Origin of the sequence: Acinetobacter sp. YH12126 (assembly GCF_013418745.1) — a bacterium.
Classification (GTDB): domain Bacteria; phylum Pseudomonadota; class Gammaproteobacteria; order Pseudomonadales; family Moraxellaceae; genus Acinetobacter; species Acinetobacter amyesii.
On sequence record NZ_VPBM01000003.1, the window covers coordinates 1 to 14,689 of the forward strand.

General features: G+C 40.2%; 13 protein-coding genes. 9 read left to right on the forward strand and 4 right to left on the reverse strand.

All coding sequences use genetic code 11. The features are described from left to right. Positions 1-142 precede the first annotated feature (142 nt). Complete coding sequence (locus FTU62_RS02265) at positions 143-376, forward strand: DUF3325 family protein (protein ID WP_373886316.1); 234 nt, start codon at positions 143-145, stop codon at positions 374-376. Positions 377-478: 102 nt separating this feature from the next. Next, a complete protein-coding gene (locus FTU62_RS02270) occupies positions 479-991 on the forward strand; it encodes a tetratricopeptide repeat protein (RefSeq protein WP_180101736.1) in 513 nt (170 codons plus the stop codon). A gap of 64 nt (positions 992-1,055) precedes the next feature. Here the strand turns inward: FTU62_RS02270 and FTU62_RS02275 are convergent, their stop codons facing one another. The 4 genes from FTU62_RS02275 to FTU62_RS02290 form a co-directional block, all read right to left on the reverse strand. Further along, positions 1,056-1,580 carry a cysteine peptidase family C39 domain-containing protein gene (locus tag FTU62_RS02275; protein WP_180101737.1) on the reverse strand — a complete coding sequence of 175 codons (525 nt, stop codon included), beginning with the start codon at positions 1,578-1,580 and terminating at the stop codon, positions 1,056-1,058. 160 nt (positions 1,581-1,740) lie between these two features. Further along, on the reverse strand, positions 1,741-2,370 hold the full coding sequence (locus tag FTU62_RS02280) for a hypothetical protein (protein ID WP_180093716.1): 630 nt from the start codon (positions 2,368-2,370) through the stop codon (positions 1,741-1,743). Between the two features lie 152 nt (positions 2,371-2,522). Further along, the gene (locus tag FTU62_RS02285) at positions 2,523-3,464 is read right to left on the reverse strand and encodes a DUF4424 family protein (protein ID WP_180101738.1); all 942 of its coding nucleotides are present in this window, start codon (positions 3,462-3,464) and stop codon (positions 2,523-2,525) included. A gap of 34 nt (positions 3,465-3,498) precedes the next feature. After that, positions 3,499-3,801 carry a hypothetical protein gene (locus tag FTU62_RS02290; protein ID WP_180101739.1) on the reverse strand — a complete coding sequence of 101 codons (303 nt, stop codon included), beginning with the start codon at positions 3,799-3,801 and terminating at the stop codon, positions 3,499-3,501. A 236-nt stretch (positions 3,802-4,037) separates the two neighbouring features. Here FTU62_RS02290 and ahcY point away from each other — a divergent pair, with 236 nt between their 5' ends. The 7 genes from ahcY to FTU62_RS02325 all read left to right on the forward strand — a co-directional run bounded on the left by ahcY (position 4,038) and on the right by FTU62_RS02325 (position 14,633). Further along, positions 4,038-5,420 (forward strand): adenosylhomocysteinase, encoded by a 1,383-nt coding sequence (gene ahcY, locus FTU62_RS02295; protein WP_180101740.1) that lies wholly within the window; start codon positions 4,038-4,040, stop codon positions 5,418-5,420. A gap of 192 nt (positions 5,421-5,612) precedes the next feature. Beyond that, positions 5,613-6,449, forward strand: a complete 837-nt coding sequence (metF, locus tag FTU62_RS02300; RefSeq protein ID WP_168378282.1) for a methylenetetrahydrofolate reductase [NAD(P)H] — start codon at positions 5,613-5,615, stop codon at positions 6,447-6,449. A gap of 32 nt (positions 6,450-6,481) precedes the next feature. Further along, on the forward strand, positions 6,482-7,195 hold the full coding sequence (locus tag FTU62_RS02305; RefSeq protein WP_111883907.1) for a 16S rRNA (uracil(1498)-N(3))-methyltransferase: 714 nt from the start codon (positions 6,482-6,484) through the stop codon (positions 7,193-7,195). A 183-nt stretch (positions 7,196-7,378) separates the two neighbouring features. Then, positions 7,379-10,255, forward strand: a complete 2,877-nt coding sequence (locus FTU62_RS02310) for an EAL domain-containing protein (protein ID WP_180101741.1) — start codon at positions 7,379-7,381, stop codon at positions 10,253-10,255. Between the two features lie 140 nt (positions 10,256-10,395). Continuing rightward, complete coding sequence (locus FTU62_RS02315) at positions 10,396-12,675, forward strand: NADP-dependent malic enzyme (protein WP_111883905.1); 2,280 nt, start codon at positions 10,396-10,398, stop codon at positions 12,673-12,675. 81 nt (positions 12,676-12,756) lie between these two features. After that, positions 12,757-13,998, forward strand: a complete 1,242-nt coding sequence (locus FTU62_RS02320) for a multifunctional CCA addition/repair protein (RefSeq protein WP_180101742.1) — start codon at positions 12,757-12,759, stop codon at positions 13,996-13,998. Positions 13,999-14,159: 161 nt separating this feature from the next. Beyond that, positions 14,160-14,633, forward strand: coding sequence for a hypothetical protein (locus FTU62_RS02325; protein WP_111883903.1), 474 nt, complete (start codon positions 14,160-14,162; stop codon positions 14,631-14,633). The last annotated feature ends 56 nt before the right edge of the window (positions 14,634-14,689 follow it).

The following is a 14,689-nucleotide window of genomic DNA, read 5'->3' on the forward strand; positions in this document are numbered from 1 at the left end:
TTGTTCCATTTTAGAGATTTGTTTAAGATAAGATATAACTCATTGAGATGTGTCATAGTATTCGTCGTTAGAAAACAATTATTGTGACATTATTTCAATGAGTTATCTATTTTTGTCGTGTACAGAGAGCAAAGAGTTAAGTGTGGGCCAAACACGCTTAGCCACGCTAGTCGGCTGGGCGCTATTGATCATCGCCTTACTACTTTGCCTCTCACTTGGCACGCCGAGCAATAACATCAGTTATTGGTTTGGCGCTCTGACTATTGCGGCTTTATTTGTCGGACTATGTATTAGTTATATCGCTGAATACTTTTGGAAAATTATTGGTGCATTGGTTGTCGTATTTGTATTGTCAGCAGTGTTATTGAAATTTTAATTCATTAGACAAGCTTCTCTAAACATTGAAAGCCAATCTTCGGATTGGCTTTTTTCATGCCAACCGATTAGGCTATGCCTATTCTGCTCTTTTGGATTACACATGTCTGAACTTTCGATCTCTCCTGCTTTATATAACCGCGCCATGGCAGGCAATAAAGATGCTCAATTTGAACTGGCTGAAATTTATATGCAAAGTGAAAATGATGAGCATGTTGAACTTGCTGAAGAATGGGCACTCAAAGCAGCTCAGTTAGGTCATGTAGAAGCGATGTATTGGCTGGGTGAAGGTTATGCAGTCTATGCCAAAGATATGCTCGAAGAAGATCCTGAAGAATCTAATACCTATTTTGAGCATGCACACTGCTGGTTAGAACAAGCGGCAAAACATGACCATCCTGCTGCAATTTTAGAATTGGCCAATTTTTACCGTCGCGGCGATGTGGTGGAAAAAGATGTTGCTAAATCCATTGAACTGGTTGAACAATCTGCAAAATTAGGTGAAGTTCAAGCCATGCGTGACTTAGCCTTTATTTATGCCAATGGCTTAGGCATCGACGCTGATGAAGAAAAAGCAGATTTTTGGAATGAAAAAGCCAATGTGGCTGAGCAGTAATCCAATTATTTTCTAAAAAATAAAGCCCATCTCATGATGGGCTTTTTGCTTTTAACAAAATGGCTCAGCTCGCCACATAGTCATTTACATCTACAGTAATCACTTGTCGGCAAATGCCTTCTGCTCCACGCTGCTGTTCAAATACCTCTGCTGGCATGGCATCAAAACTGTCAAAGAAACTGATTTCTGTTTCGTCAATGTCATACACCAAAGAATGATTCCCCACGCCCTCTAGGGTGTCGTAATAGACAATCACAAACTGATTTTTTTCAAAAGCCTGCTTAATTTGTGCATAGCCAATTGCGGGCAATATTGGCAGTGCCAATTGATCCGCTTCCGCATAGCTGCGCTTTTCACTGTCTTGCAGTTCAGGGTCATGCTCTGTGTAAAACTTTACTTGGAAGCCAAACTTCTTTAACCCAACGGCTAAACCAATGGTTGTTGTACCATGGTCAGCGTCATAAGCACAAACTTCGATGAGTTGCTGAATATCTGCATCTATACCTAAGTGCTGCAGCAACATCCACACCGCATAAATGCCGCCATTGGCTTCAAGATTGGCTAATTCTTCAGGCATTTCCAAAGACATAATAAGAACTCACAACTTAAATCTGCAGTGATAATAAACAAATCAGCGCAATTTGTACGGCAATTTTTATAAACATAGTTATGCCGCATCAAAAAAAATTTATCCCTAGTGCAGAAGTTTTTTAGGACGAAGATGTTTACTCCATATCAGGTTTAGCTTTTTACACCTTTGCCTTAGGCTTAGTCTTACTTTTTTTAGCGGTCTTAGATTCTTTCGAATCAGAAAAGGCATCCCACAGCAAAATGACAACGATAAGAACTAAAACCAAGGACAGCATTTGAAGGCCGTAAATCAGCCATGCAAACCCTGAATTACGAAGTTCAAAATAGTCTTGGTTAAGAAAAAATCGTGATTGATTCGGATTTTGAGTATTTACATACACTGAATACTGCTGCTGATGTATTGCATGCTCAGTTTTGAGTGCTGCTCTGACTTTTAAATCCTGCGACGTTTCAAGAAACCAAAGCATATATTGCGGGTCAAGTTTATCTGCAACACCTGTACTTATTTGCTCATTCAGCATGTATTGGTATTGCGCTCGCGTATACGCATATTGCAGTGAACGCCTGTGCCTATAATCATCAATTTCAACTTGATTAATCTGAACCTGATCTGCCAAAATCCAGTTGGGATGAGTCAGTTGAAATTCTTTAATTTGTAAAAAACTTGAACTAAAAAATATGGCTAAAACAGTGCTATACAAAACAATAAAACTGAGGCCATGACACAACCAGCTCCATGATTTTTTGCTGATAAATCTAAATACTGCATACAGCAAGCCGTACAACATTATTGAAAACAGCAACAAATGCCATTTGTCATTTTCATAGAAAAAAGTATAACAACCATATAAACAGGCACACATTCCCAAGAAATATGCAGCATATGATTTAAATTTTTCTAGGCTCATTACTTTGGTTATATCTCTTGCTGGATTGTGTCTTATGACGGACGTTTACTCACAAAAATAATGTCCAAATCTTGTTTCGGTACAAAATTCTTTTCAACCATTTGAAACTGCGTAGCGCTGATTTTCTTCACTTTACCTGCCCAGCAAAAAGAAACCAGCTCTCCTGCATCACGCTCGATAGTCAGTTTAAAATCTTGAATAGGCTTTGCCCAATTGGCGCCAGTTTTTAAGATATAGCCCAGTGCTTGAAATGGTGCATGCTGTGATTTGGCCTTTCTAAGTCCTGCCTTAAACTTTTGATCCATACAATAACTTTGATTATATTCATCAGGATATAAAGCCACAGACCCGCCCACCAGCGGTGCATATTGATGCTGTACACGTGTGAGCGCATTGGCTTTAAAAGTTTGCTTCCAGCTGTAAATTACCTGAGATGACCATGAAATGACTTCACTCGGATCTTTGGGCAAAACTTTTTGCAGCGCTGCATTTTTACAGTTTCTAAGCTTTCTCTCAAAAGTTTCATATTCAACATCTTGCCTGCTCCACGGATTCAGCATGTCTTTTTCCGTAAACCCGCATTGCTTAAAACTCTCCGTCATATCAATCGGGGCTGTTTTTTCATCTTTTTGAATAAAAGTGCGCACATGCATTTCAGGCTGAATCATTTTTCCATTCACCTGAACTTTAAAACTTTTTAGCAATTTTTCAGTATTGGCAAAATCAGATTCAAAGAAGTTTTCAACTTTTGGCAGTGGAAAGAGTATGGTTTCAGTCACGTCTTTATTACTCAGATTTTTAAACTGATAATCGACCTTGATCATTTTTTTACTAATAAATAGGTCTTCCCTGAACATTTGAATGTCTTTATTTTTAAGGTACTGCACCCCTCCCGTTGCCACATAGCCTGTTGAATCGTTGGCATATGTTAGTGCTGAAAAACACAAGCATATGAATGCAGTTAATTTTTTCATTATTAGCTTCCAGTTTTTTATATTTAAAATTGCACTAGAATATCATCGACCATTTTTCAGGAATATACTCAGAAATTAGCCCTATCCCGATAATTATAAGGGCAATGATGCCAATCAAAATAATAAAACTCACTGCTTTTATGACTACTCTAAGGGTTAAATTTAAGCCTTTTGTATAATTTTCAATAAAACCTGAAAATTTAAATAAGGATAAAAACCCAATCAAAATTAAAGGCAGAAAAAAAATATCTTGTGGTGAAAAGTCGCCTCGCCTTGCTGAGACAGCTTGTGAAGATACGAGTAAAACTAGGAAAATATTAAATTTTAATATATTCATGATATGTACGTTATTATCTTTTTATTATCAGATTATTCATCTACATATTAACCAATTTTTGATTGGAACTCACTCTATTTCCAAGTACAATACTGCCCTAGTCGAGGGATGCTGCGACTTTCTTATAGGCACTAAATATAAGATCGCTAGGCTCGACGATTCGGTTGGACACTCGTTCCAATCAACAACGGCATCCGCGAACTGAATGATCAATTGTTTTTATTAAGGAGATCGTGATGAACGCGGTTAATGCTTCATTTACAGATTATAAAGTTGCCGATATTTCACTAGCTGACTACGGCCGTAAAGAAATCAAACTTGCAGAAGCAGAAATGCCAGCCCTAATGGGTCTTCGCAAACGCTATGCAGCGGCTAAACCGCTTGCTGGTGCGAAAATCCTTGGCTGTATCCACATGACCATTCAAACTGCAGTTTTAATTGAAACTCTAGTTGAATTAGGTGCAGAAGTTCGCTGGACTTCTTGCAACATCTTCTCTACTCAAGACCACGCTGCTGCTGCAATCGCTGCTGCGGGTATTCCTGTATTTGCTTGGAAAGGCGAAACTGAAGAAGAATACATGTGGTGTCTTGAACAGCAAATCAATGTGAACGGTACACCTTGGGATGCCAACATGATTCTGGATGATGGCGGTGACTTAACTGCGCTTGTTCACGAAAAATATCCTGAAGTGATTGCTAAAATCCACGGTATTACAGAAGAAACCACTACAGGTGTTCAACGTCTTTACGAAATGCACCGCGACGGTACTTTAAAAGTTCCAGCGATTAACGTAAATGACTCTGTCACTAAGTCTAAAAACGACAACAAATACGGCTGCCGTCACTCACTAAACGATGCCATCAAACGTGGTACAGATATGCTTTTATCTGGCCGCCGTGCACTTGTAATCGGTTATGGTGACGTAGGTAAAGGTTCTGCTCAATCACTTCGTCAAGAAGGCATGATTGTACGTGTCACTGAAGTTGACCCTATCTGTGCAATGCAAGCATGCATGGACGGTTTCGAAGTTGTTGCTCCGTATAAAAATGGCATTCAAACGGGTAAGAAAGAAGACATCAACTTTGATCTTCTTCAAAATACTGACTTGATCGTAACAACAACTGGTAACTACCACGTATGTGACGCTGCAATGCTTGATTCATTAAAAGCTGGCGCTGTAGTTTGTAACATCGGTCATTTCGATACTGAAATCGACACAAATTACTTACGTGGTTATAAGTGGGTTGAAGTTAAGCCACAAGTTCACCAAGTGTATCGTTCAGAAAATGAAAATGATTACCTTATTCTTCTTTCAGAAGGCCGTTTGGTGAACCTTGGTAATGCAACTGGTCACCCATCACGTATTATGGATGGTTCTTTTGCTAACCAAGTATTGGGTCAAATGCACCTATTCGCTGAAAAATTTGCTGATCTTCCTGAAGATCAAAAACAAGCTGCAATCCGCGTAGAACTTATTCCTAAGAAATTAGATGAAGAAGTAGCTGCAGCAATGGTTGCAGGTTTCGGTGGCGTATTGACGACTTTAACTCAAGAACAAGCTGACTACCTAGGTGTTCAAGTTGAAGGCCCGTTCAAAGCTGAGGCTTATAAATATTAATTGACCCTCACCCCATCCCTCTCCCAGATGGAGAGGGTGACAGCTTCGTTAAATTGTATTCAGGATTAAAATCTTATCAATTTAATAAGCTGGGTGTTTAACCCTGCATAATTCAGTAATGAATACTCCTCTCCCTTTGGGAGAGGTCAGGGAGAGGGTAAACAAATAGTATTTATAAAAAAGGATTTGAACATGTCAAAACAGATTCCTATTTCCTTTGAGTTCTTCCCGACCAAAACTGATGCGGGCGCGGAAAAACTTAAAGTTGTACACCAAGAACTTCAATTACTCAATCCTGAATTTTTCTCTGTAACATACGGTGCAGGCGGTTCTACCCGTGAACGCACTTTGTCTACATTGAATGATTTCAACGGTAAAGGCACACCGGTTGCCCCTCACCTGTCTTGTATTGGTGACAGCAAAGAACGTATTGCTGAATTGCTAGATTTGTATAAATCGCAAGGCATTGACCGTATTGTTGCGCTGCGCGGCGACTTGCCGTCTGGTCAAGTGGGCTTGGGCGAATTGCCTTATGCAACAGATCTTGTGCGTTTCATCCGTGAGCACACTGGCGATCACTTCAAAATTGAAGTTGCAGCTTACCCAGAAATGCATCCTCAAGCAGACAGCTTTGACCTCGACATCAAACGTTTCTGTGATAAAGCCAATGCGGGCGCAAATGCAGCTTTGACACAGTTCTTCTTCAATCCAGATGCCTACTTCTACTTTGTAGAACGCATTCAAAAAGAAGGCGTGAACATTCCTGTCGCTCCAGGCATCATGCCTATTACCAATGCAAGTAATTTAATTCGCTTTGCTGATGGTACAGGTGCAGAAATTCCACGTTGGATTCGCAAACAGCTTGCGACTTATGGCGACGATACAGCGTCAATCAAAGCCTTTGGTCATGAAGTGATTGTAAAACTTTGCGAACGCCTGATTGCTGGTGGTGCGCCAAGCTTGCACTTCTATACCATGAACACCACTGACCCTACACGCCAACTTGTGAAAGACCTCGGTCTAGCATAAGACATTTCGACCTATTTGAGAGTAAAACTTTAATGCCACGTTTTTATATTGAAGCTGATTTAACTGTTGATACGACTGTTGAATTAACGGAAACAGTGTTTCATCACTGGGTAAAAGTTTTACGTGCTCAAGTGGGCGAAACAGCCACTTTGTTCAATGGGCAAGGTGGCGAATACCATGTTGAATTGGTTGAAATCGCTAAAAAGTCGGCTGCCGTCCAAGTTTTGCAATTCAATCCAAGCAATCGCACACCACATTTTACGGCACTATTGGGTCAAGTGATGAGCAAAGGCGACCGCATGGATTATGCGATTCAAAAAGCGGTGGAACTCGGTGTTTCTGAAATTCAACTACTCACTTCAGAACGTTGTGAGATGCGTTTGAAGTACGATCGTGATCAAAAGAAACTTGACCATTGGCAAGGCATCGCTATTGCTGCTTGCGAACAGTGTGGACTCAACATTGTTCCTAAAGTACTTCCGCCTCTTTCCCTTGAAAAATGGTTGGAAAGTGACCTACCGACAACAAAATTGGTGCTCGCACCCAATAAAGATGAAGTTGATGTATTAGATGATGCTGACCCGCACGTTGCCTTACTGATTGGCCCTGAAGGTGGCTTGAGCGAAGCAGAGATCAGCGCAGCAAATGAGAAAGGTTTCGTGAACTGGTGTATCGGTGAACGTGTCCTTCGCACAGAAACTGCACCTGTAGTTGCACTTTCAATTTTAAATTATAAATTTATTTAATTTTTACTCGATAGTTCATCTGAAAGCATCAATGATGGCATCCTTGATATTGCTTTTTATTTGTAACGCAATTACCCTAGAGTCAATAAAAACAAATGATTTGTTACCAAGAATAAACAAATACTCTCAGGAACAATACAAATACAACGATCTAGATTTAGTTAAGGCAGGGTTTTTATATTCATGACGTATAAACAAGATGAATATATCAAGCAGTACAATCATACTGCTCAAATTGCGAACACGATTCGCCATAGCCGCTATTTTTTAGTCAGTATCCTGATTATTTGCTTATATATTTTTTCGATATATCAAATTTTTTATAAATCGCCATCTTTGTATTTTAATATTTGGTTTATTTTTACCGAAGTTTTTGTCAGTTTATGCTGGCTGATCAGCACCGTTTATTTTAAACCTGAACAATATTCACTGATGATTGCGCATCGTTGGCTACAATTTCAGTGTTTTTCTGTCGGCACACTGATTGCGAGCGGTATTTTTTTAATTTTTTATTATTTACCTGCGACCAATCAAAGCTTTGAACCAATTCAAGCCCTGACACTCTCTGCCCTACTCTTGATCGTGACGCAAACCTTTGGTTTGACCTATTTGACGCAAAAACTTAATTATTTTTGTTTAGCCTTTATCCCGTCTATCGTGCCTTATCTGATTGCACAGTTCTTTTTCTTAGATGGTTCAAATCACTTATTTAGCCTGAGTATTAATTTTGGGCTCATTGTGATTCTAATGTGCGCCATGACGTCATATCGAATTCATCGTCGTGTATCGACTTTACATGCTAAAAATAACCTACTGGTCGATAGTGCCAAGCAACAAGTCAAATGGACTGATGAACTGTGTCAGCAGCTCCAAGATGAAGTCAACAAATCACGAGACATCGAATTACAGCTACAACTGGGTAACCAAATCCTTGAACAGAAAGTTAAAGAGCGGACCTTCGACATTGAGCAAATGAACAAGGATTTAGAAAACCAACAAGCCAATTTAGTCCTTGCGCATGAAATCGCCGGTTTACGTCCTTGGGATTGGAATATCAAAGACCGTAAAATCGTTGTCACCAACTATAAGCAAGAAAAAACCCTTAGACATTCGAAAGAGCATCAGCAACAGTTACAACATGTGATCCATCCTGATGATATCCCACATTTTAAATCAGCGATGATTCAACATCTACGTGGATTTAAAGACCGTTATGAGGCCACCTATCGGATTCAAAACAGTCAAGGAAAATGGAGTTGGGTACATGATATTGGACGGGTCATTCAACGCGATCCAAATAATCGTAAGCCATTGCGCATGGTCGGTATTCGACGTGATATCCATCAAGAACGGACATCTCAGGAACGTTTAAAACTTGCAGCCAGTGTACTCGAACAAGCTGCTGAAGGGATTTTCATTTTAAATGAAGAGCTGTGCTATATCGAAGTCAATCCGTTTTACGAACAATTAACCGGCTTTAACTACGACCAAATTATTGGTAAACATCTTTTTGATATCACTGCAAATTACAAATCAATTCAACGTAGTATGCACTATTCGATCATTAAGCAAGTGCTGAAAATTGGTGAGTATGATGGTGAATTGCACGAAAAATTTCTTTCAGGTAAAGAACTGACGCTGTGGATGCATATTAATGCGATTACTGATGATCAAAACCGCGTCACCCATTACATTGGAATTGTCTCAGATTTAACCGAACGTAAATTGCAAGAACAACGATTATCTTATTTAGAAAACTATGACACCTTAACGGATTTACCGAACCGTTTTTATTACAACTATCAACTGCATCAATATTTAGTTTCACAGCAAGATTCGATTAAACAGTTGGCTGTCATTCGTTTAAACATCGACCGTTTCCGTCCATTAAATGAATATCTCAGCAACAATGGTGGTGACGAGCTGTTACGCCAAGTCGCACAGCGTTTACGTCTAACCAATGCCGAAGCTCTGTTTGTCGCACACTTAAATGGCGATGATTTTGCGATTGTGTATGAAATTTCACACATCCGCCCTTCTGTGCAAGAGCATTGTGAACGCATCAATAAAGCCTTTAGCATTCCATTTAATATTTTTGGCCAAGATCATGTCATCACCTTATCTATGGGTGTAGCATTCTACCCTGAGCATGGCCGTCAGCTAGATTATCTAAATAACTGTGCGGAACAAGCGCTGAGCGAAGCCAAAAATTTGGGAGGCAATACTACACGTTATTATTCCAATGAAAATACTGCATTATTAGAACAAGGTATCTTCTTGGAACGCGACTTGCGTAAAGCCATTCAAAATAATGAGCTGGTGGTGTATTACCAACCGAAGATTAATTTCCGTGATAAAAATATTTACGGTTTTGAAGCCTTGGTGCGTTGGAATCATCCTGAAAAAGGCTTAATACCACCGGGCTTATTTATTCCTTTAGCAGAACAAACCAGTTTAATTTCCGATATCGGGCGTTTTGTCCTGCAAAAAACCGCGCAGCAAATTCGCTTTTGGAATAATTTGGGTTATCAAAATATTTGTGTATCCGTCAATATTGTTGCGCAGCAACTGCGCCGTGGACAATTATTAAATGATCTAGATGAAGCGATAGATGCCAATCAAATTGATGGTGCCAGTCTGGAACTGGAAATTACAGAATCTTCTTTGGTCGAAAATCTAGATTCAGTACGTGAACTATTAAACGAAATAAAAAAACGTAAAATCAATATTTCACTTGATGATTTTGGCACTGGCTACTCATCTCTATCCTATCTAGCTGATTTTCCAATTGATATCTTAAAAATAGACCGCAGTTTTATCTCTAAAATTGGTGAAAATAAACAATTAGCCATCGTTAGTGCCATGATTGCCATGGGTAAAGCGATGGGCATGACGGTAGTCGCTGAAGGGATTGAAACTGAACAGCAGTTACAGTATCTACAAGACTTAGAATGTGACATTGCTCAAGGCTATTTTTTCTCTAAGCCACTGCCACAAGAAGAGGCAACCGTGTTCCTTGAAAATAATATCTCTTCGCCTGCTTATACTTACTTAATATAAGTCACTATGCCTGAGCTATAAGATTGTCTGAAAAAGACGCGACTTCGACTGTCCCAACTGTGCAACTAATGTTATATTCAAGCGGATAAAGCAAGCATTGCAGCTTTATATTGGATAAACAAAACACAATCGAGATACAGATGGACGATCAATCTTTAAAACAGCAGGCTTTGTATTATCACGAATTTCCAACTCCGGGGAAAATCAGCGTTACACCAAGCAAACAATTGGTCAACCAACACGATTTAGCCCTCGCATACTCGCCAGGTGTCGCTGCACCTTGTTTAGAAATTGAACGCGACCCATCTACTGCTGCACTTTACACAGCGCGCGGTAATCTTGTTGCTGTAGTCAGTAACGGTACAGCCGTACTGGGCTTAGGTAACATTGGTCCTCTAGCGTCAAAACCTGTTATGGAAGGTAAAGGCGTTCTATTCAAAAAATTCGCTGGTGTTGATGTTTTTGACATTGAAATTGCTGAAAACGATCCAGACAAAATCGTAGATATCGTTGCAGCATTAGAACCTACTTTCGGTGGTATCAACCTTGAAGACATCAAGGCCCCAGAGTGTTTCTACATCGAGCAAAAACTTCGTGAACGCATGAATATTCCTGTGTTCCATGATGACCAACACGGCACATCAATCATCGTGGGTTCTGCATTACTGAATGCACTTCAACTCAATGGCAAAAAAATTGAAGAAATCAAAATTGTCGCTTCTGGCGCAGGTGCTGCTGCCCTTTCATGTTTGAACTTACTTTGTGCACTTGGCGCGAAAAAAGAAAACATCGTTGTGGCAGATTCACGTGGTTTATTGACGACTAAACGTGAAGGCTTGGATGAGTCGAAAAAGGCATATGTTCAAGACATCGAAGGCTCTCAGCTTGCTGATGTAATGGAAGGTGCGGACATGTTCCTTGGTCTTTCAGCAGCAGGTATTTTGACCAAAGAAATGGTTAAAGTTATGGCGAAAGATCCGATTATCTTTGCCCTTGCTAACCCAGACCCTGAAATTCTTCCTGAACATGCACATGAAGCGCGTCCAGACGTGATTATGGCAACAGGCCGTTCAGACTATCCAAACCAAGTGAACAATGCGCTCTGCTTCCCTTATATCTTCCGTGGTGCACTAGATGTGGGCGCAACCACGATTAATGAAGAGATGAAGATTGCGTGTGTACATGCGATTGCTCGCATGGCGCACATTGAAGCAGACGCTGCATCGTATGGTGAAAAATCTGCTTCATTTGGTCGTGATTACCTCATTCCACGCCCATTAGATCAACGTTTGATTCTTGAGATTGCACCTGCAATTGCACAAGCAGCGATGGATTCAGGTGTTGCAACTCGTCCAATTCAAGACTTCTCTGCGTATCGTCAACGTTTGTCTGAGTTTGTTTATAACTCTGCATTCATGATGAAACCAATTTTTGCGCAAGCAAAAACTGATCCAAAACGCATTGCCTATGCTGAAGGTGAAGATTTACGTGTACTTCGCGCAGTACAAATTGCTGTTGATGAAGGTTTGGCAAAACCAATTCTTGTCGGTCGTCCAGCAGTCATTGAAGCAAACATCAAGAAATTAGGCCTTCGCCTTGAAGACGGCGTGAACATTACTATCGTCGATCAAGAGAAAAATCCTGATTACGATAAGTTTGCAGATGATTACTACAGCATCATGCAGCGTAAAGGTGTAACGCCTGAATACGCTCAGCGTGAAGCACGTCGTCGCTCAACACTTATCGCGGCAATGCTGGTTCGTCATGGTGTAGCTGACGGTATGTTATGTGGTACTTATTCTAGCTATGACATTCACTTAGACTTTGTCAGCAATGTGATTGGACTAAAAGAAGGCCGTAATAACTTCTTCACGCTGAATGCATTGATGCTTGAAGATCGTAACTTGTTTATTGCCGATACTTACATTAATCGTAATCCAACAGCTGAACAGCTGGCTGAAATGACTATTTTAGCGGCTGAAGAAGTACGCCGTTTTGGTATTACACCGCGTGTAGCATTGCTTTCTCACTCAAGTTTCGGTTCTGACCAAAATGATCCTAGCGCACAAAAAATGCGTAAGGTTTATGATATTTTGTCAGAAATTGCACCAGAACTTGAAGTTGAAGGTGAAATGCATGGTGATGCCGCACTGGATGAAAATATTCGTCATTTCGCATACCCGAACTCACGTTTTAAAGGTTCTGCGAACTTGCTGATTATGCCAAATCTGGATGCAGCGAACATTTCGTTCAACTTGTTGAAATCAACATCGGGCAGTAACGTGACGATTGGCCCAATTCTTTTGGGTGCTGCAAAACCTGTTCATATTTTAACGCCAACAGCGACAACACGCCGTTTAGTGAATATGACTGCATTAACTGTTGCAGAGATTCAAGAAAACGAAAAATTAGCACTCTAATTTAGTTGACCTGAACACACTTTGTGACTTGAGAAAACCTCTGTTCTGTAGCATGATTGCTCTAAGAATAGAGGTTTTTTCATGCAAGTTTATTTAGTAGGCGGTGCAGTTCGAGATCACTTGCTCGGGCACCCCTATCACGAAAAAGATTATGTCGTTGTCGGTGCAACGCCGGAACAATTACTTGCTCAAGGTTATCAACCTGTGGGTAAAGATTTCCCTGTTTTTCTTCATCCAGAGACCAAAGACGAATATGCCTTAGCCCGTACAGAACGTAAGTCTGGACATGGGTATCATGGCTTTGAATTTTATACCGACGTCAATGTCACACTCGAGCAAGATCTCATTCGACGCGACCTCACGATCAATGCGATAGCGATGGATGATGCAGGTAATGTCTATGACCCCTATGGCGGTCAACGTGATCTAGAACAGCGTGTCCTTCGCCACGTGTCTGATGCCTTCGTCGAAGATCCATTAAGGGTTTTGCGTATTGCACGTTTTGCGGCACGTTATAAAGCTTTAGGTTTTAAAGTGGCTGATGAAACATTGGAACTGATGCAAGAGCTTGCCAAATCTGGCGAGCTTGAAGCCCTTACACCTGAACGTGTATGGAAGGAAACGTCTCGTGCCTTAATGGAAGACCACGCAGATGAATATTTTGAGGTATTAAGAGCCTGTGGCGCTTTAAAAGTCTTGTTCCCTGAAATTGATGCGTTATACGGTATTCCACAGCGTCCTGAATATCATCCTGAAATAGACTGTGGCATTCATACCATGATGTCGCTACAACAAGCGTGTCGTGCAAATTATTCTTTGGATGTTCGTTTTGCTGTACTGGTACACGACTTGGGTAAAGCACTCACTCCAGTAGATGAGTTACCGCGCCATATCATGCATGAAGAGCGTGGGGTAAAACCTGTTACCGAAATCTGTGACCGTATGCGAGTTCCCACCAATACCAAACAATTGGCCATCTCAGTGTGTAAAGAGCATTTAAAATGCCATCAAGCTCTGAGTTTAAAACCGGGAACATTATGGCGTCTGTTACAACGTATGGATGTATTACGCCGTCCTGAACGCGTAGAGGCCTTTGTACAAGCCTGTGAATGTGATTCACGTGGTCGCTTAGGTTTAGAGGATCGTGCCTATCCGCAAGCTCAATACGTTTTAGATGCCATGCAGGTGGTTCGTAATATTAAGGCTTCTGATTTACCTTCAGATGTGAAAGGCCCTGATATTGGTGAAATGTTGATTCAGAAACGAATTGAAGCTATCGGACAATTCAAGCATGAACTCGGCCATAACACGCCTACAGCTTAAAATAAATCCTCTCAGAAATGAGAGGATTGACTTTCATCATTGCTGTTAAGCCTGCCGAAGTATTTTGAAATAAATGAAAAATTGAAATAATCTAGTGTCATCTCTGAAAATTAAATACTGATACTCAACCCAATTTAAGACTGGTAAAAAGAATAAAAATAATGAAGAAACAACTTTCCAATATATTGATTGCTATTGTCTTTTGCGGACTCCTAGTAGGGATGGGCTTTACCCAAACCCTTTTAAAAAGTTTGCCACAGCTCATCATGATATTTTTTGGAATGTTAGCCCTAGGCTCCTTAATAATTAAGCGTTCATTTATAAGCTCTATTCCTTTTTATATAGTTTTGGGAGTTATGTTTTATATTAATATTTTTCTATTAGCGAGCGCTGCTGTGGATTTTATTCATCCACATCAAGACTGGACTACACAGAATGACGGGAGTATTGATAGAAGCCCAAATTTAAACTGGCTGTGGGCGATAATTGTCTCCTTTTTTCTTTCCCCACTCAGCATTGTTTTCTATCATAAAAAAATTCAAAGAAATAAAGGTCTTGAAATAGCCTTTATTACTCTTTTTATTATTGTGACATTGATAATTTATATAAAATTTGAGCTACTCTGCTGTAATTAAATTGCATCTTTTATAAATATTTAGACATATTATCGCTAAATCACAATCTATACGTT

Bases quoted from the DNA above. Each gene is read 5' to 3' on its own strand.
- FTU62_RS02270 (WP_180101736.1), top strand. From the start codon at position 479: ATGTCTGAACTTTCGATCTCTCCTGCTTTATATAACCGCGCCATGGCA.
- FTU62_RS02275 (WP_180101737.1), bottom strand. From the start codon at position 1,580: ATGTCTTTGGAAATGCCTGAAGAATTAGCCAATCTTGAAGCCAATGGC.
- FTU62_RS02280 (WP_180093716.1), bottom strand. From the start codon at position 2,370: ATGTTGTACGGCTTGCTGTATGCAGTATTTAGATTTATCAGCAAAAAA.
- FTU62_RS02285 (WP_180101738.1), bottom strand. From the start codon at position 3,464: ATGAAAAAATTAACTGCATTCATATGCTTGTGTTTTTCAGCACTAACA.
- FTU62_RS02290 (WP_180101739.1), bottom strand. From the start codon at position 3,801: ATGAATATATTAAAATTTAATATTTTCCTAGTTTTACTCGTATCTTCA.
- ahcY (WP_180101740.1), top strand. From the start codon at position 4,038: ATGAACGCGGTTAATGCTTCATTTACAGATTATAAAGTTGCCGATATT.
- metF (WP_168378282.1), top strand. From the start codon at position 5,613: ATGTCAAAACAGATTCCTATTTCCTTTGAGTTCTTCCCGACCAAAACT.
- FTU62_RS02305 (WP_111883907.1), top strand. From the start codon at position 6,482: ATGCCACGTTTTTATATTGAAGCTGATTTAACTGTTGATACGACTGTT.
- FTU62_RS02310 (WP_180101741.1), top strand. From the start codon at position 7,379: ATGACGTATAAACAAGATGAATATATCAAGCAGTACAATCATACTGCT.
- FTU62_RS02315 (WP_111883905.1), top strand. From the start codon at position 10,396: ATGGACGATCAATCTTTAAAACAGCAGGCTTTGTATTATCACGAATTT.
- FTU62_RS02320 (WP_180101742.1), top strand. From the start codon at position 12,757: ATGCAAGTTTATTTAGTAGGCGGTGCAGTTCGAGATCACTTGCTCGGG.
- FTU62_RS02325 (WP_111883903.1), top strand. From the start codon at position 14,160: ATGAAGAAACAACTTTCCAATATATTGATTGCTATTGTCTTTTGCGGA.